Source organism: Alloalcanivorax xenomutans (assembly GCF_032810065.1).
Lineage (GTDB): Bacteria > Pseudomonadota > Gammaproteobacteria > Pseudomonadales > Alcanivoracaceae > Alloalcanivorax > Alloalcanivorax xenomutans.
Window position 1 is genome coordinate 311328 of record NZ_CP136538.1, and the last position, 17039, is coordinate 328366.

Sequence of the window (17039 nt, forward strand, 5' to 3'; positions counted from 1 at the left end):
CCACTAAAGAAAGCAAAAAGAAATGCTAAGCGGTGTATTGCTAACGCTACGGGTATTCCCATCACGAACACTAATCGGTAGGAGTAGAAAAATGAAGAAGAAGGTCATCACGTTGCTGTTGCTCACTCTTGTCTCTGGTGCTGTGCTCGCTCACTCTGGCGGCACTAACTCCCAGGGCTGTCATAAGAATCACAAGACGGGCGACTATCACTGCCATTAAAGGCGAAATGTGGAGGAAATGTGGGGGCAGGCCTTGCGTTTTGCCTTCTCGGCACATCAAGTCTGGATAAGCAAAACGCAAGACCTGACCCCAAAGTCCCCTGCTGGTTTGAAGATGGCTGGCTTAGAGATACACGAGGTGGCTGCGCACTGTTTTCTGAAGATGCTCAGGGCGGTCCAGTAAAGCCTGTTAAACAGGTTAAGCCGGTTAAAGGTGTTAAGTATGTGAAGCCGGTGAAAGGTGTTAAGGAAGTCAAGAGGGTTAAAGCCTTGAAATCCTTGTCTTGGTCCCCTCTATCTGGTGTTCAGTTCTTCAATACTTAGTCAGCACTTAACAAGTCAATTAACTTCGCGCATACGGCGCCGGACGCAGCATAGCTGCGCCGGTTATTGAGGCGTTAATAAGAGGAGTCAATTTTGGCGAAGCCGAAAGGGAAAAGCATCAATTACCGCATCACAGTTGAAGAATTCGAGAGGTTTACCGAGGAATTCAAGAATGAAAGCGATCGGGCAGCTGTAATTCTTGGCGCATCACAGCTTGATATTCTTCTCTATCAGATGCTTGAGGGGCATTTATTGCCCAATCCATCTGGAAAGGATGAACTTTTAGACGGGGACAGCCCACTCGCCACATTTAGCTCGCGAATCAATATCTGTTACAGACTCGGGTTGATAGATGCAGAGTTCGCGAGGGCGCTCCATCTGGTCCGAAAAATCCGGAACAGTTTTGCGCATGAAGTATCTGGGGTATCTCTCAGCAGCGGTCCACACAGAGATAGAATAAAAGAGCTGGTTGCTCCTTTTGCTCAGAACTGGGCAGTTCCAAATATTTTAGAGAAGAATTTTGGGGATGACCATAGCGTTGGAAATCAATTCCGAGCAGTGATCGCATTAATGAGTTTGAGGCTAGATGGTGCAGTGGAGAGAGTAACTCGTGCCTCTTACCCCTCAGCAGCGGACCTCCTTCCCCCAGATCGTAAGACAGAAGTTGACGGCAACCAAGCGAACGAAAATTCTTAACAATCGCCTACACAGCGACCGATTTTTCGCTGCTTTTCGGCTCCAAATCGGCGCGTCAGCCCGGCGTTAAATTTGAGTGAAATGATGACATCTGAAAGCATATAGCAGGGTGCGGGGTTAGGTCTTGCCGTTTGCCTTTGTGAGACGCTTCCTCCTAGGGGAAAAGTCAAGACTTGACCCTCTGGCTCACTCACTAGAGATAACCATGGTTTAAAAGGAGCTGTTTGTATGAAACGAAAAGTCATAAGTGCAGTTGCTTGGGCTATATCTTCATGTTTGTTTTTGTGGATTTTTAGCCTAGCCCAAGATAAGGGGCTTTCTAGTCATCCTGGGTATGGAGAAGTGTTTGAGTCTTTTATATTATTTTCCTTTATGTTGTTGGGGGGAGGAGCTTGCTACCATTTTCTAACAGAAATAGTCATAAGTCCTTTGGATTCAAATAATATCCACCTATGGACAATGCTTACAAAAAAAATGACTGCATTAATGATTGTTTTGCTCAGCGAGCCCTTGATAATCTTGCTAAGCAGAGACTATCTGCCAACTTCGATAGCTTGGCTTGTATCGTATTTCTATTTGCTGTTTGGGCTAAGCCTCTCTTTTTGGTTGGGAATAAGAATGGAGTCTATTTTTAAATCAATACGTTATGATAAGCCAATACAGATGATTATTAACGTGCCAGATAATCGAGGCGAGTGAGAGCTGGGAAGGCGAGGTTAGGTCTTTCGTTTTGCCTTTTCGGAAAATCAGGTCCAGATAAACAAAACGCAAGGTCCGGCCCTTAAAGCCCACGGCGTGATAACCTTGGCGGGTTTCCTTCCCGCCGGATGGCAATGCTCTGGAAATCCAGTCGGTTACGGCCTTGGAGTGGAAGCTTCCTGTTAGCGCTCCTCGGGGGGGAATCCCGCTTACCGTAACGTGAAAGGTTGGGTTCATGGACAATGAAACCTAAAGCATCTTCGGCGAAGCGATCATCCCTTGTCCGTGTGAACTGGCTCCTTCCTACCTTGCTGGTCGTGGTGGCGTTTTTCGCCGGGCTGGCGATTCTCGCCCCCGAGCTTGAATGGCGATGGTTCGTCGGTTTCTACGCGCTGATGAGCGCGCTGAGTTTTTCACTTTATGGCTTGGATAAGCGGGCTTCGGTGCGTGGTGGTTGGCGCACGCCCGAGGCGCGGCTGCATCTGGTCGAGCTGCTGGGTGGCTGGCCTGGCGCTTTGCTGGCGCAGCGGGTGTTCCGCCACAAGACCCGCAAGACGTCGTTCCGGGTGGTGTTCTACCTGGCGGTGGCGGCCAATCTGGTGGCGCTGGGGTGGTTGCTCTTTGCGGATGGCGGGCCGGGTTGGCCGTTACTTTCCGGGTTGGGGGAACGCCTCCGGGGCGGCCTTTAGCGAGGGGTGTGTTGCGTTGTCAGGTCCGGCCCGGGCCCCGGGCCGCGCGGCCAAGGCGTGCCGGTGGGGTTGGTGACATAGTCCGGGCTTTGCCGCCGAGCCCTGAGCCCGCCGGTTCGCTGCGGCTCTAGCTCTCGTGCTGGCCGACGTGGGCGCCCATGCTTGCCATTGGGAGGAAGTCTGTGAAGATCGCGCCTATAGACCCTGGATTACCTGAGGTTGCGACATTGCTGGAGCAATCTGACCGGTATATGGCTGCGTTATACCCAGCGGAGAGCAATCATCTGGAGAGCGTAACGGATCTGAGCCAGCCAAACGTTACCTTGTTTGGGTGCTTTGTCGATGGCGCCCTGGCGGGCTGTAGTGCGGTGAAGTTGCTTGAAGATGAAGAGATGCGTTATGGAGAAATCAAGCGGCTTTTTGTCGCATCGGCCTATCGGCGGCGTGGAATTTCAAATGCTTTGATGGAGAAGGTCGAGCAATATCTTGTTGCGCGTGGTGTCCAAGCAGTCAGGCTTGAGGTGGGCATAAACCAGCCAGAGGCTCTATCGCTTTATCGAAATCGTGGATATGTTAAACGTACTCCGTTTGGCCGCTACCGCCATGACCCACTGAGCGCATTTATGGAGAAAACGCTTTTGCCTGGCCCAGTCACAAGATAGCAGCTTTGAGACAGCTCTTGTCTTCCGCCCATCTCAGCGGAGTATGTCGAGAAGTAAAGGTATGAATTTTAACTCGATATGCCATTTTTGAAAATCATTACTGGCCACTTCGGGGTATAAGGAGTGAAGTGACCCTGATTTGGGGACTGGAAAAGAAATGGACGAAATTATCATCGCTTGGATGGCTTTCTTGGTCATAGTATCGGTTATTACTGCTGCTAAATTTCTAAGGGATTGGCGCAGAGATGAACCGGAATCGTATCGTCGATGGGGAAGTCCAAATTTATTCTATAACTTCGGCATGTATCTGACAGCAGTTTATGGTTCGGCGCTAGACCGGACAAAGAGCGTGACCCTTTTGAGAGCGCGACGAAATCTGCGTATAGCGCTTCTGTTTCTGTTGGTGTCTTTAGTCTTCGCATTTTTTGGAGCTGGAACTTTCTAGGGAGGAGAGTGAGCTTTCTCGTCATCTGGTGATCAAGGGGGGTAGGCCTTGCGTTTTGCCCCTTTAAGGCTAAGGTTGATTGAGTTGGGGAGAAAGCAGGGAATGGTCCGCTTGGAAAAAATCTAAGCCCCAATAGCTGTGCTGTTTCAGCTACGTGTGACAGGCGTTATCCGCAAAAGGAGAAGGAATGCACAAGGACGAAATAGACCTTCTACGCACAATCGAGTGGAAGGATCTACTGTCCCTTGATCGCCTGGAGATTCTGAACGAGCTAAGCATTTCCCTTCCGTGGCTGGTCGGCTCCTGGGTGGCAGCCTCGTATGATCAGTATCTGATCGCGCTTATCTGCTCGTTCATGTTTTTTCTCACCGGTCTACGGCAAGTTCACAATGCCTATCATTATGCGCTTGGCATTTCGCGTCGCCTGACGGAGTGGGTGATGTTTGGCCTGAGCATCCTCATGCTCGGCTCCATGCATGCGATTCAGATTAATCATCTTCGCCACCATCGCTATTGTATGGAGGAGGAGGATGTTGAGGCGATGAGTGCGCGACTGCCCGGATGGCAGGCCGTCCTCATCGGTCCACTCTTTCCGCTGCGCCTGCATCTGAAAGCCATCGAAGTAGGCAGTCGACGCCAGCGAGGTTGGATACTCGCGGAACTGGTGGCAAATGCGGCCTGGGTGGGTCTCGTTTTCGGCGTGCTTGAGGTTAAATGGCTTGAGTATCACGTGCTGGCCATGGCGATTGGGCAGTGCCTTACGGCCTTCTTTGCCGTGTGGACCGTGCATCACGATTGTGAAACGGAGAGGTTAAAGGCACGTACCATTCGAGGCAGGCTCAAGGCTCTTCTCACCTACAACATGTTCTTCCATGTTGAACATCATCTCTTTCCGGTGGTGCCTACTTGTAAGCTCGATATTCTTGCAAGGCGTTTGGATGCCATGGCACCGGATTTGGTGGCCAAGAAAGTGTTCTAGTAATGGGTGTGTACCTTCGGGTACGCCGGTGTTAGCTGTCTTCCGCCCCCGGACTCTGGCGAACTCCAATACACGGAACATCTGTAATGGCCGTGACAGTTGGTACGTTACACCTGTAAAAACCGTGATGCCTGATACGGCATGTCCCTTCCCTTACTCCATGGATGATCCCGTGACTTCATGCTCCTGACGGCCGACAGCAATGTTGGTGCGTATTTTGCTGGATATCGCTAACAAAAACGTAAGGAGCACAATAATGAAGGCAGCACGTTTTTATGACCGTGGCGATATCCGTATCGAGGACATACCGGAGCCCGTGGTGGAGCCCGGAACGGTGGGTATCGAGGTGGCATGGTGCGGTATTTGCGGTACGGATTTACATGAGTTCATGGAAGGGCCGATCTTTATTCCTCCCTGTGGCCATCCGCATCCCATCTCCAAGGAGTCAGCCCCCGTTACCATGGGCCATGAGTTTTCTGGTGTGGTGTATGCCGTGGGCGAGGGAGTGCGCGACATCGAAGTCGGTCAGCATGTGGTGGTGGAGCCTTACATCGTGGCGGATGAGGTGCCCACCGGGCCCGGCGATAAGTATCATTTGTCCAAGAACATGAACTTCATCGGCCTGGGTGGTCGGGGCGGCGGCCTGTCCGAGAAAATCGCGGTTAAACGTCGTTGGGTGCACCCGATTTCAAACGACATTCCGCTGGACCAGGCTGCCTTGATCGAGCCCCTGTCGGTGGGCCATCATGCCTTCACTCGCAGCGGCGCCAAGGCTGGCGATGTGGCACTGGTTGGTGGGGCGGGCCCTATTGGCTTACTGCTGTCAGCGATTTTGAAAGCCAAGGGGCTGAGCGTTATCGTCACGGAGCTGAGCAGCGCACGTAAGCAAAAAGCCGCCGAGTCCGGTGTCGCCGACCACATTCTGGATCCCTCCGAAGTGGATGTGGTCGAGGAAGTAATGAAGATCACCGATGGCAGGGGCGTGGATGTGGCGTTTGAATGTTCCAGTGTGAACAAAGTCCTGGATACCCTGGTGGCTTCGACCACCTCCGCCGGCGTGGTGGTGATTGTGTCCATCTGGAGTCATCCGGCCACCGTCAATGTACATAGCGTGGTGATGAAGGAGCTCGACGTGCGTGGGACCATTGCGTACTGCAATGACCACCAGGAAACGATCAGGCTGGTAGAGGAGGGCAAGATCGACCTGGAGCCGTTCATTACCCAGCGCATCCAATTGGACGATTTGGTTTCAAAGGGATTCGATACCCTGATTCATAACAATGAATCGGCGGTGAAAATCATTGTTCAGCCTCGAATCAGCTGAGAATAGGTGGCGATCCGGGAAGATCTCGCCTTTCCCTGTCAATGCTGGACGTGCCCTGGCGAAAGGCCAGGGCTTCAAGTCTCCCTGACTGCCGTCACGCACAATAGATCACCTTCCTCCCTCCCTTTTTTTTACTCCTTCGCCGGACCCAGACGCACTTGGATACTCTGGCTGTTTCCGCTTGCAGGAACGCGGTAGGCTATCGGATTCGGCAAGAGGGATCCCTCTTGCCCCTTTTTATATAGTGTGAAGAAATAATTATGATCGTGGTTTATGGAATAAAGGAAAGGCTTAATCCGATAAAGAGCCAGCTGTCGGATGTCATTCACGGTTGTATGCAATCTGTCCTGGGCATGCCGGAGGATAAGCGTGCGCATCGGTTTGTGCCTTTGGAGCGAGACGACTTCTATTATCCCGGAGGCCGAAGTGATGCCTACACCGTCATTGAGATCAATATGATGGCGGGCCGCAAGCCGGAGACCCAGAAGGCACTCATCAAGGCCATCTTTCGGGAACTGGAAAGCCAACTGGGGCTTCCTCCCGTGGATGTCGAGATCACTCTCAAGGAACAACAACCCTATCAGTGGGGCTTTCGAGGTATGACGGGCGACGAGGCAAAGGATCTTAAGTATAAAGTGAATGTGTAATGCCAAATTGTATTGCCTGGCCGAGCGTGCTGCCGGTGTTGGGAGAGTAAGTTCTGAGTAGGCGAAATCGATGATGGCGGATATTGCAGAGTTGCAGCGCGAAATTTATGAAGCCATTCGTGCAGTAAAGAAGCAGCTGGACGCGTCGCTGGGCGATGATCCGTTATTCGGGTTTGCTCTGGGCACTGACGATGACGTGCGTGGGGTTTATCACATTGCTGCCAGCGAGTCCTGGGTTGAATCAAATAAGGTGGACTATCCCGAAATTGGCTTCGTCTTCACTGATTGGGAGCAAGCGGGGGATGATGAGGCGTTCGTCTCAATAAGCAATAGATTCCGCGAATTGACGGATATGGCGTACGCCAATTCACAGGATTGGGGCGCGGCTCGGGACCAGAGGTTCGAGTTGCTTGTGCGGGCACTCATTGACTGTCGAAAGGATGGCGTCTTTGCGGCGACCACACTGCTTGATGTGGGTAGTACCGATCCCTCCGAGCACATGGAGAGACTTGAGATGCAGGCCATCGAGCGTCTTAATGCCCCAGCCGTGGCGGACCGGCTTGCAGAGGCGCTATGCCTGGAGGCCTACCGAACAGGCTCCTCCTGACTATTGCATGAACGGGGATAGAACTGCGCGTCGGGTTGTGCCTTTTCCCTGTTTGCACGATGGTGAGAGTTATTGGCGTTAGTGCAGAGGATGCCCATGCGAAGGATTACAGCTGTTTTTCTACTTCTTCCTGTATTGGCGATGGCAAAGGAAAGCACCTGCTATGGAACGACGTCAAAGGGGAGTCTCGCTGATGGTGTCCAGTTGCCATTGAGCGGTAACAATTTTGAAAGCTACAGCACTATGGCTCATTCCGCGGGACGAACCTATGTCCATTCCGGAGTAAGAGACATTGTGGTGTCCGCTTACAAGGATCTGGAGAAAGAGCAACCGGAGAAGGTCTACAAGTACGCGGAGACCGGATTCAAGGAGGGTGGCCGGTTCGAGCCTCATAAGACTCACATGAACGGGCTGTCGGTGGATTTCATGGTTCCGGTCGTGGATTCCGAGGGGCAATCCGTTCATTTGCCGACCAGCCCGCTTAACCGATTCGGCTATGACATCGAGTTTGATAGCAATAGCACCTACGACGGCTTGCGAATTGACTATGAGGCCATGGCCGCTCATATCGTGGCATTGCATCGGCAAGCGACGTCGCGGGGCTATGGGGTGTGGCGGGTCATCTTCGACCCTGAGTTACAGCCGAACCTTCGTAAGACCAAGTACGCGGAGTACTTGCGTGGCAACATACAGTTTTCCACCAGGCGGTCCTGGGTGCGCCACGATGAGCATTACCATGTCGACTTTGACTTGCCCTGCGAACAAATGCGTTAAGGCAACCATATGCCAGAGTACTCGGATATATATGTCATCTCCGATAAAAGAGATGAAAAGACAGTGGAAAACTTCCTGAATGGCTTCCTCCCAGAAAGAGAAGAAAGCGCTGACGAATATGAAGTACCACAGTTCTCAACCTCCCCTGATATCGTATATTCGAAGGCAGAGGAGCTGGTGAAGTATTGCAGTTCAAACCGGAGTGCGGAGTACGCCGTATATTGGAGAGCTGTAAATCAGGGAAAGCCAGAGTATGGAATGGTTTTCTACCTCAAGGATGGCCACGTAATCTATGGCCTGTCCACTGACGCTAGTGATGATGCCTTTGCTCAAAAGCTGTTGATAAAGCTGAAAAAACACCTTGGTTCGGAGCTGGGCTACATCGGTCATGAAGCATCACCGGATGCTGGAGATTTGAAAGAGTTCATGCGGGCGATGGAGAGTCATCAGTTTTAGCAAGGCCCTTAACTCCTCCAGTCCTGGTTCCACGGAAAAAAGTAAGGCTTAATTCGAAAGGTACTTTGTACCGCTGCGTTGGGGTTTATTGGGGGCTTCGTGATTGTAGATATCACCTGTAAAACAGATCGCTTCAATCTGTCTGTTGTCGGATCAGATTTCATTAACGACTGCTGTTTTGGTGAGGACTTCTCAAGATGGCTCGTAGTGGCGCTATCTGAGGCTGGTGTTGATGCGGAGGTTATCTGTATGGAAGACTTTGGCTGGGCCAACCGGGCCGAGTACCAGGGTATTTCCTACCTCATGTGTGTGGCGGGCAACTCGGAGGAGGACTCTGGTCATCTCAACTACGGTGAGTGGCATGTGATGCTTGAGCGGGACCGCACGTTGATACAGAAAGTTCTCGGCAAAAACAAGACTACTCCCCAGGATCCTATTGTTGGCAAAGTCATGGATGTCCTTCAGGCCGCCGGGTTCGTGGATGTCGAGGTTGAGCTCTAGCCAATCATTTACGAGTATGTGCGGGGCAGGCCTTGGTTTTGCCTTGCCAGATACCATTACCCAATACTCCACGCAGGGCCAGCCATGCCGTTAACAATCAACCGCACCATTCTCTTTGGAGACTGCGATCCCGGCGGGGTCGTCTACACACCCAGGATCAGCCATTTCGTGGTTGAAGCCGGGCTGGAGTTCTTGTCGTCCCTGCTTGGAGGCCCCGCGGCGCGGCGCATCTTCTCAATGGGTGTTCTTCCTCCCGCCCGGGCGCTGTCCATCGAGTTCTTGCATCCGATGACCTGGGATCAGAAGATCGACATAGAGGTGTCGATCAAGGAGATCGGCGCCCATTCTTTCTCGTTGCTGTTCGTCGCGCAGAACACCGAGCAGACCGAGACCTTCCGTGCTTCCCTGACGCAGGTCTGTGTATCGCCTGACACCAAGCGCCCGGTTCCGCTGCCTGACGAGTTGCGAATGGCCTTGGAGCGGGACTTGATTGATAGGTAGGGAACCCAAGCGCTTTGCTTCGTGGATGGAGCGAATATGAATAGAAACACCGCCATCCAGAATCCTGAACTGCTACGCCGCCTGCTGCGTGCCAAGGATCGGATGGATGCGGCCTCGAACGAGGATTGGCCTGTTTCCCGTCTGGCGAGTGTGAGTTGTGTCTCCGAGGCCCATTTTGCCAGATCCTTCAAGGAGGCCTTCGGCGTTCCGCCGCACCGTTACCTGCTGACACGGCGCATTGAGCGCGCGACGGCGCTGTTGCGGGACACCGACCTGCCTATCACCGATATCGCCTTCCGCACTGGCTGGAGGAGTCTGGGGACGTTCGGGCGTACCTTTCGCGATATCACGGGTAAGAGCCCTGGGGAGGTTCGGGTTCAGGAAAGGGCTGCTCGGCGCGGGCTCGAGAGTGTGCCCGCCTGCATCCTGGGAGCCGCCCACCGGCCCGATCTCAGAACCGCAGTTTTGGAGAAGCGGCGCCGTCCGGCTGACGGTAAAAAAGGGGCCCAACCAAAGGAGGTCCTATGACTCAAGGTGTTCAGGTAGCCGGCATATATGTGCGAGACCAGGATGAGGCGCTCGCTTTCTATGTCGATAAGCTCGGATTTCAGGTCCACACCGATGTGCGCAATGGTGATTATCGCTGGCTCACCGTGCGGCACCCGGATCAGCCGTCGTTCCAGCTTGGGCTGCTCTTGCCGGGGCCGCCGGTACACGATGAGGCAACGGCGCAGGCGCTGCACGCGATGGTGGCCAAAGGCGCGATGCCGGCCCTGGTACTGGAGGTGGACGATTGCCGTGCCGCCTATGAGCGGATGCGTGCCCTGGGCGTGGAGTTCACGCAGGAGCCTGTGGACCGCTACGGCACCGTGGACGCCGGATTTCGTGATCCGTCGGGCAATGGCTGGAAGATGATACAGACGCGGGGTTGAGGAGGGACAAGCATGAGCACTTTACCAAATACTCCGCGAAGCTCTTCATTCAGTAGAAGGATCCGGCAATGCCATCGCTGGCTTTCCATCCTCTTCACGCTGACTGTCGTTGCCAACTTTGTCGCCATGGCGCGGGGTGAGCCGCCGGCCTGGATTACCTACTCCCCGTTACTCCCGCTTGCCTTGATGTTGCTCACCGGGTTGTACCTGTTCGCGCTTCCTTATACTCATAAATGGCGCGAGCGCGGCAGTGAGGCGTGAATTTGTCCGGGTGCGACGTTGCACGGCTGTCCGTTGCCGGTAAGATCGTTCGGGGCTACGTAATGTTGAGGTCCAGATGTTCATCGGTCATTTGCCGGCGGGTTATGTGTCAGCGAAGTTGCTCTTCAGACGATTCGCGGATACGGGGGTGGCCACCACAGCTTTTGTTCTGGCGGGTATTCTGGGCTCCATCGCTCCGGACCTGGACATGTTCTACTTCTATCTGGTGGATAACCGGCAAAGCCATCATCACACCTATTGGCCGCACTATCCTATTCTGTGGATCTCGTTGCTTTTATTGGCTGACCTGTGGTTCAAGCTGGCCCGCCAGAAAGCCGGCGCGGCCCTGGCGCTTATCTTTTTCATCAGCGGCTTTATCCATATGTTGCTGGACACTATAGTGGGCGATATCTGGTGGTTGGCGCCGTTTATCGACAAGCCCTATGCGCTTTTCACGGTCCCGGCTGTTTACCAACCCTGGTGGCTGAACCTTGTTCTGCATTGGTCGTTCGCGCTGGAAATCGCTATTGCTGTCTGGGCATTGCTTGTATGGCGTTCTGATTGGAAATAAAAAGGAAGGGTATGACCGGGATGTTGTGGAGCCATGAGTAAAAAGCTGCGTGTAGGTGATTATTTTGGTCTGGAACTCGCCGGAGGCAAGTTCATTGTCGGGCGGATAACGTTTGATCCGGAGCAGAGAAAGGCCAAGGAAGGAAATTACGGCAATTTCAACTTCGTTCAGGACTGTTACGTCATACAGGTCTACGAGGGGATATACAGCCGTATCGACTCGAGGGATCTGGCGCATCTGAAGGTTCTGATCCCAGGGCTCTACATTTTCAAGAGCTCGTTTTATAAGAAACTCTACAAGCCCGCTTGGCGGTACTTGGATCATCGGGAAGTCAATCCCAAGACGGTGGAATTTCCCATGGTTATCACCAATGCCGAGAGATTTTACTTCGAATACGGAGAAATCAGCATTCCCATAGAAAAAGGTATCGACATAAGGAAAACCGTCCATGCCACTAACTCTCAGGCAGTCGTCAACGCTCTGCACTACATGGGCCGGGATGACCTTGTCCGTAAGGACTACTTCATGCCAGCGAGCTTCTTGGAACGTTCGGATCTGAGGTTCTCCGAAGGTTCGGTTTTACATGATGTCGCCGCCATGGTCGGAGTGGACCTGGGGAAGGGCTATTATCAGCTGGCGCTGGAGCATGGCGCTGATCTTTCCAGGCTTTATGAATAGATCGCGAGTGGTGTCTTATGGATAAAGGCTATCTTTTCAAGTCGATTTGGCGAGGCTGGTTTGTCGGCATGACGGTCACCTTTGTGCCGTTTATTCTTCTGTGGACGTTTGTGAGACTTGAGGCCTCCTTGCATACCGTGCTTATGGTTTTTATGGTTCCTGTGGTCGCGGCGTTACAAGGTGTTTTTGTGGGAGGGTTGGTCCTCTTGGGGCTGACTATCTGGCCGATGGAGCGTCCCGGTAAATAAGAGGGACAGGCCCGCCTTTTGCCGGCGGGCTATTTGATCGCTGTCTAAAGTGGGGTGTAAGGATTGAGCTATGATGGATAACCTCCATGAAGTGGACGGTGTGCCGATTCGGCCAAAACACAAGGCGACATGCCATTGTGGAGCGGTGGAGATTGAATTTGATCTCCCCGACGGGCTGGTTGAAGTGCGTAGGTGTGATTGCTCTCTATGTCGACGAAGGGGAGCGATAGTGGCCTCGGTGCCCCTGTCTGGTATCCGGATATTGAAAGGCGACGATGTTCTCAGGCTGTATCAGTTCAACACGATGACGGCGAAGCATTTCTTTTGCGGTCGTTGCGGGATTTATACTCACCATCAAAGACGCTCCAATCCCTCACAGTATGGTTTCAATGTTGCCTGTCTGGAAGGCATTAACCCGTTGAAGATAGAGGGTGTGCCAACGAATGACGGTGTCAATCACCCTGCGGACAGGAAAAAGATCTAGCTCGTGCCGGTGTGTTCGGGCGCTATACTGTAGGTTCTATCAAGCGTTGTTTGGGCAAAGGTGAACCTGGATCTCTGAATGAACTTCGAAATTCGAGCGGAAGCCGCGTCCGACATTGCGGCCATCCATGATGTAACGGCGGCCGCGTTCCTGAATGCGCCGCACACGGATCATACCGAGCAGTTCATCGTTGACGCCTTGCGAGAGGCGGGCGTTCTCACCGTATCGTTGGTGGCGGTGGAGATGGGCAGGGTGATCGGCCAGGTGTCGCTATCACCGGTTTCAATTTCGGATGGCGCGTCGGGTTGGTATGGGCTGGGTCCCATCTCGGTTAGCCCGGAGCGCCAGGGACGCGGTATTGGCAGTGCGCTTATGAAGGCGGCGTTGAATGCGCTGAAGGAGATTGATGCGGCGGGCTGTGTGCTCCTCGGGGATCCGGCTTACTACTCCCGTTTTGGCTTCAAGCCGGAGGCGGGCCTGATTCTGCCTGACGTTCCCGCTGAGTACTTTCAGGTGCTGCCATTGGGGCCATCGTTGCCGCGTGGGGTGGTTGCCTATCATGCGGCTTTCAATGCCCAGGGCTAACCGCTCAATAAGGGGGATTGACTCTCTGCTCCATGGGGCCTCCCGGGAACTGACTGAATGCCTGGGGGAGAGGGCGGCCAGGCTCTTCCTTTCTCCACTTTGCCCCATCGTCAAAATCGTCCTATCCTGAACCTCGTCTTGCCGCCGCTTCCTCTCCGCGGTGACGCTACAGTGTGGACCATCAGCTCCTTCGCGGAGCCCCTGAGCCCGTCCGGACATCGGAGACGCACCATGAGCGACACTCTTCCCCCCGACGACCGTCTGCGCTTCAAGCCGTACAAGGGCCCGGCCGCTGGCTGGGGCGCCCTGCGCGCCGTCACCGACCATTGGTTCGAGAGCAAGCAGCCGTTCAAGAACCTCTATGCCATGGTCAAGACCAACCAGAGCAACGGTTTCGATTGTCCGGGCTGCGCCTGGGGCGAATCCCCCGAAAGCGGCATGATCAACTTCTGCGAGAACGGTGCCAAGGCGGTTAACTGGGAAGCCACCAGCCGTCGCGTGGACGCCGCCTTTTTCGAGAAATACAGCGTTACCGAATTGTTGCAACAGGATGACTACTGGCTGGAGTTCCAGGGCCGGATCACCGAGCCGATGGTGTATGACCGGCGGACCGACCACTACAAGCCGATTGATTGGGAGGACGCCTTCGCGTTGATCGCGCGCCATCTCAATGGTCTGGCAAGCCCCAACCAGGCCAGCTTCTATACCTCCGGGCGTGCCAGTAACGAGGCGGCCTATTTGTACCAGTTGTTCGTACGTGCGTTTGGTACCAATAACTTCCCGGATTGCTCGAATATGTGCCACGAGGCCAGCGGCGTGGCCCTGATCGAAAGCATTGGCACTGGCAAGGGCACCGTCACCTTCGCTGATTTCGACAAAGCCGACGCGTTGTTCCTGTTTGGTCAGAACCCGGGCACCAATCATCCGCGTATGCTCGAGCCGATCCGCGATGCGGTGAAACGTGGTGCCCAGGTGGCGGTGTTCAACCCGCTGAAAGAGCGGGGGCTGGAGCGGTTCCAGGCGCCCCAGGATCCGCTGGAAATGCTGACTCAGACCTCTTCACCACTGAACACCGCGTACTTCCGCCCGGCTCTGGGCGGTGACATGGCGGCGGTGCGAGGCATGGTGAAGTGGTTGCTGCAGTGGGACCGGGAAGCCCTGGCCAGCGGCGGCGAAGCGGTGTTCGATCATGACTTCATTGCCCAACACACCGATGGCGTGGAGCAGTACCTGGCGATGGTGGATGCCACCAGCTGGGAACGGATCGAGGCCCAATCAGGGATCAGCCGCGACGTTCTGGAACAGGCCGCGCGCATTCATCGCGACAGTAAAAGGGTGATTATCTGCTGGGCCATGGGCATTACCCAGCACAAGCATTCAGTGGCCACCGTCCAGGAAATCGCCAACCTGCAATTGCTACGCGGCCAGTTCGGCGAGGGTGCCGGCTTATGTCCGGTGCGCGGCCATTCCAATGTGCAAGGGGATCGTACCGTGGGCATTGCCGACGAACCACCGGCGGCCTTGCTCGATGCTCTGGAAAAACGGTTCGGTTTTACTCCGCCGCGTGAGCCCGGATACAACGTGATCACCACGCTGCAGGCGATGGCGGCGGGCAAGATCAAGGTGTTTCTGGCGCTGGGCGGCAATTTCGCCCAGGCCACGCCGGATACGGCGCGCACGCATGAGGCGCTGGGGAGCTGCGAACTGACCGTCCAGATCAGTACCAAGCTCAACCGCAGTCATCTGATATGCGGCAACGAGGCGTTGATCCTGCCATGCCTGGGGCGCACCGACATTGATGAGCAAGCGGACGGCCCGCAGGGCGTCACCGTGGAGGACTCGTTCAGCATGGTGCACCTGTCCCATGGGCAGCTGCGGCCTTTGTCGAAGCAGATGCGGTCCGAGCCGGCGATCATCGCCGGTATCGCCGAAGCCACTCTGGGCAAAACGCCGGTGGATTGGAGCGCCCTGGTGGAGAACTACGACCGTATTCGCGATCTTATCCAGGACACCATTCCCGGTTTTGACGACTTCAACGCGCGGCTCAAGACGCCGGGCGGCTTCTACCTGGGCAATCCCGCCCGCGACCGCCAATGGCACACGGAATCCGGCCGTGCCCAATTGGTCAGCCACGCACTACCGGCCACCCTGGTGGATGCGGAGACACTGGCTTCTGGCGCCAAACCGGATCTGGTGCTGCAGACGCTGCGCTCCCATGACCAGTACAACACCACCATCTACGGCCTGCATGACCGTTACCGGGGCGTGCACGGCGGCCGCAAGGTGGTGTTCATCAATCGTGCCGATCTCGAACGTCTGGGATTCCAGCATGGCGACAAGGTCGATGTTGTTTCTCTATGGCGTGACAGCGAGGAACGGCGGGTCAGCGATTTCACGCTGCTGGAGTACGATGTCCCCGCCGGCCAGGCCGCCGCCTATTACCCGGAAACCAATCCGCTGGTGCCCATGGACAGCTATGGCGACGGCAGCTTTACACCGACCTCCAAGCTGATCGCCATCCGCCTGGAGAAAAGCAGAGCCCCGAAGCGTATCGCCTGAGAGGCGGTTCAAGGGCGGGTATCACAGGAAATTAGCAGGAGAGGAGTATGACGGAAAAGGCGTTGCCGATTGAGGGTAGCTGCCGATGCGGTCAGGTCAGAGTGCGCATCGAAGCTCAGCCGCTGCTTACCATGGCCTGCCACTGTACGGGATGTCAGAAGATGAGTGCCGGCGCCTATTCGTTAAGTGCCGCCATCCCCAGCCCGGGTTTCTCGGTGATAAAAGGCGAGCCGGTGATCGGAGGGCTACACGGCGCATCCCGCCATTATTTTTGCCCGCATTGCATGAGCTGGATGTTTACCCGGCCCGAGGGGGTCGAGGAGTTTGTGAACATTCGCCCGGGAATACTCGATCAACCTGTTTGGAGTAAGCCTTTCATCGAGACGTTTACCAGCGAAAAGCTGCCTTGGGCATCGACCCCCGCCAAACACAGTTTCGAGCAGTTTCCGCCTTTCGAGGCTTATGGAGAGCTGATCAGTGAGTATGCCAAGGAAAACCAGGTAAGGGCTTGATGGGAGGGGAGTATGGCGGATTTGGTCCTGACGACTTACGACTGGGTTCCCGAACTGCCACGGGGCTATGTGCGTGACCTGCGGGCACGCTGGGCGATGGAAGAGGCGGGCCTGCCTTATCGGGTAGAGAGTGTGCCTTTTCATGATCGCGGTGCCGATCATTTCTCTCGCCAACCTTTCGGGCAAGTGCCGTGGTTGACGGACGGCGATCTCTCCATCTTCGAGAGCGGCGCGATTCTGCTTCATTTGGGGGAGCGCAGTGAGGCTCTTATGCCCGCCGATCCGCGTGCCCGTAGTGAGGTGATTCAATGGCTGTTCGCGGCGCTCAATTCCGTTGAGATGGCCAGCCTGCCTTGGTTCTTGTTTCAGTTTTCCGGCGATAAGGAACAGACTCCGGGCCGCCAGTATCTGGATGATTTCCTCGCGTCCCGGCTACGACATATGGAAGCCGTCCTGGCCGGACGCGAATGGCTGGCTGGCCGGTTCTCCATCGCGGATATCCTCATGGCCGATGTGCTGCGCCTGGTCGACCGGTTTGATGGTCTGACGGAGCACCCCGCGTGCCGTGACTATGTGGCCCGTGCCAGGGCCCGCCCCGCCTTTGTGAAGGCCCACGCGGATCAGATGGCGCATTTTGCGGTGGATTAGAGGGAAAGGCCCGCTTCTTTCTGTTTTTACCAGGATGG

Annotated in this window: 25 protein-coding genes; all 25 read left to right on the forward strand. The window is 54.9% G+C overall.

Annotated features, from left to right (window positions below):
• The first annotated feature begins 91 nt into the window (after window positions 1–91).
• The 25 genes from RYH70_RS01495 to RYH70_RS01610 all read left to right on the forward strand — a co-directional run bounded on the left by RYH70_RS01495 (window position 92) and on the right by RYH70_RS01610 (window position 17001).
• On the forward strand, window positions 92–220 hold the full coding sequence (locus RYH70_RS01495; protein WP_145953529.1) for a YHYH domain-containing protein: 129 nt from the start codon (window positions 92–94) through the stop codon (window positions 218–220).
• Window positions 221–240: 20 nt separating this feature from the next.
• Window positions 241–543, forward strand: a complete 303-nt coding sequence (locus RYH70_RS20895) for a 4-fold beta flower protein (protein ID WP_394356114.1) — start codon at window positions 241–243, stop codon at window positions 541–543.
• Window positions 544–636: 93 nt separating this feature from the next.
• A complete protein-coding gene (locus tag RYH70_RS01500; protein ID WP_317009672.1) occupies window positions 637–1239 on the forward strand; it encodes a hypothetical protein in 603 nt (200 codons plus the stop codon).
• Between the two features lie 228 nt (window positions 1240–1467).
• Window positions 1468–1938, forward strand: coding sequence for a hypothetical protein (locus RYH70_RS01505; protein WP_317009673.1), 471 nt, complete (start codon window positions 1468–1470; stop codon window positions 1936–1938).
• A 287-nt stretch (window positions 1939–2225) separates the two neighbouring features.
• On the forward strand, window positions 2226–2627 hold the full coding sequence (locus tag RYH70_RS01510; RefSeq protein WP_317009674.1) for a DUF1294 domain-containing protein: 402 nt from the start codon (window positions 2226–2228) through the stop codon (window positions 2625–2627).
• 182 nt (window positions 2628–2809) lie between these two features.
• A complete protein-coding gene (locus RYH70_RS01515; RefSeq protein ID WP_317009675.1) occupies window positions 2810–3289 on the forward strand; it encodes a GNAT family N-acetyltransferase in 480 nt (159 codons plus the stop codon).
• 632 nt (window positions 3290–3921) lie between these two features.
• Window positions 3922–4713 carry a fatty acid desaturase family protein gene (locus tag RYH70_RS01520; RefSeq protein WP_317009676.1) on the forward strand — a complete coding sequence of 264 codons (792 nt, stop codon included), beginning with the start codon at window positions 3922–3924 and terminating at the stop codon, window positions 4711–4713.
• A gap of 256 nt (window positions 4714–4969) precedes the next feature.
• Window positions 4970–6037 carry a 2,3-butanediol dehydrogenase gene (locus RYH70_RS01525; RefSeq protein WP_317009677.1) on the forward strand — a complete coding sequence of 356 codons (1068 nt, stop codon included), beginning with the start codon at window positions 4970–4972 and terminating at the stop codon, window positions 6035–6037.
• 260 nt (window positions 6038–6297) lie between these two features.
• Window positions 6298–6684, forward strand: coding sequence for a tautomerase family protein (locus tag RYH70_RS01530; protein ID WP_163127006.1), 387 nt, complete (start codon window positions 6298–6300; stop codon window positions 6682–6684).
• Window positions 6685–6754: 70 nt separating this feature from the next.
• Window positions 6755–7291, forward strand: a complete 537-nt coding sequence (locus RYH70_RS01535) for a DUF4303 domain-containing protein (RefSeq protein WP_317009678.1) — start codon at window positions 6755–6757, stop codon at window positions 7289–7291.
• Between the two features lie 141 nt (window positions 7292–7432).
• Complete coding sequence (locus tag RYH70_RS01540; protein ID WP_317010155.1) at window positions 7433–8065, forward strand: penicillin-insensitive murein endopeptidase; 633 nt, start codon at window positions 7433–7435, stop codon at window positions 8063–8065.
• A gap of 9 nt (window positions 8066–8074) precedes the next feature.
• Window positions 8075–8521, forward strand: coding sequence for a hypothetical protein (locus RYH70_RS01545; protein ID WP_317009679.1), 447 nt, complete (start codon window positions 8075–8077; stop codon window positions 8519–8521).
• 99 nt (window positions 8522–8620) lie between these two features.
• Entirely contained in the window at window positions 8621–9022 is a 402-nt protein-coding gene (locus RYH70_RS01550) for a hypothetical protein (RefSeq protein WP_317009680.1), read from the forward strand.
• A gap of 84 nt (window positions 9023–9106) precedes the next feature.
• The gene (locus tag RYH70_RS01555; protein WP_317009681.1) at window positions 9107–9523 is read left to right on the forward strand and encodes an acyl-CoA thioesterase; all 417 of its coding nucleotides are present in this window, start codon (window positions 9107–9109) and stop codon (window positions 9521–9523) included.
• A gap of 36 nt (window positions 9524–9559) precedes the next feature.
• The gene (locus tag RYH70_RS01560; protein WP_317009682.1) at window positions 9560–10051 is read left to right on the forward strand and encodes a helix-turn-helix transcriptional regulator; all 492 of its coding nucleotides are present in this window, start codon (window positions 9560–9562) and stop codon (window positions 10049–10051) included.
• On the forward strand, window positions 10048–10455 hold the full coding sequence (locus RYH70_RS01565) for a VOC family protein (RefSeq protein WP_116027407.1): 408 nt from the start codon (window positions 10048–10050) through the stop codon (window positions 10453–10455). The genes RYH70_RS01560 and RYH70_RS01565 overlap by 4 nt, the downstream gene beginning before the upstream one ends.
• A 12-nt stretch (window positions 10456–10467) precedes the next feature.
• Window positions 10468–10716: a hypothetical protein gene (locus tag RYH70_RS01570; RefSeq protein WP_317009683.1), complete on the forward strand. Its 249-nt coding sequence runs from the start codon at window positions 10468–10470 to the stop codon at window positions 10714–10716.
• Between the two features lie 76 nt (window positions 10717–10792).
• Window positions 10793–11287, forward strand: a complete 495-nt coding sequence (locus RYH70_RS01575) for a metal-dependent hydrolase (RefSeq protein WP_317009684.1) — start codon at window positions 10793–10795, stop codon at window positions 11285–11287.
• Window positions 11288–11320: 33 nt separating this feature from the next.
• On the forward strand, window positions 11321–11965 hold the full coding sequence (locus RYH70_RS01580; protein WP_022997011.1) for an Imm26 family immunity protein: 645 nt from the start codon (window positions 11321–11323) through the stop codon (window positions 11963–11965).
• Window positions 11966–11982: 17 nt separating this feature from the next.
• Window positions 11983–12213 (forward strand): hypothetical protein, encoded by a 231-nt coding sequence (locus RYH70_RS01585; protein WP_022997010.1) that lies wholly within the window; start codon window positions 11983–11985, stop codon window positions 12211–12213.
• Between the two features lie 70 nt (window positions 12214–12283).
• Window positions 12284–12697, forward strand: a complete 414-nt coding sequence (locus RYH70_RS01590; RefSeq protein ID WP_081586811.1) for a GFA family protein — start codon at window positions 12284–12286, stop codon at window positions 12695–12697.
• Between the two features lie 78 nt (window positions 12698–12775).
• Window positions 12776–13282, forward strand: a complete 507-nt coding sequence (locus RYH70_RS01595; protein ID WP_317009685.1) for a GNAT family N-acetyltransferase — start codon at window positions 12776–12778, stop codon at window positions 13280–13282.
• Between the two features lie 231 nt (window positions 13283–13513).
• Window positions 13514–15841 (forward strand): FdhF/YdeP family oxidoreductase, encoded by a 2328-nt coding sequence (locus tag RYH70_RS01600; RefSeq protein WP_317009686.1) that lies wholly within the window; start codon window positions 13514–13516, stop codon window positions 15839–15841.
• Between the two features lie 47 nt (window positions 15842–15888).
• Entirely contained in the window at window positions 15889–16353 is a 465-nt protein-coding gene (locus RYH70_RS01605) for a GFA family protein (protein WP_026948394.1), read from the forward strand.
• A 12-nt stretch (window positions 16354–16365) separates the two neighbouring features.
• The gene (locus RYH70_RS01610; RefSeq protein ID WP_317009687.1) at window positions 16366–17001 is read left to right on the forward strand and encodes a glutathione S-transferase family protein; all 636 of its coding nucleotides are present in this window, start codon (window positions 16366–16368) and stop codon (window positions 16999–17001) included.
• The last annotated feature ends 38 nt before the right edge of the window (window positions 17002–17039 follow it).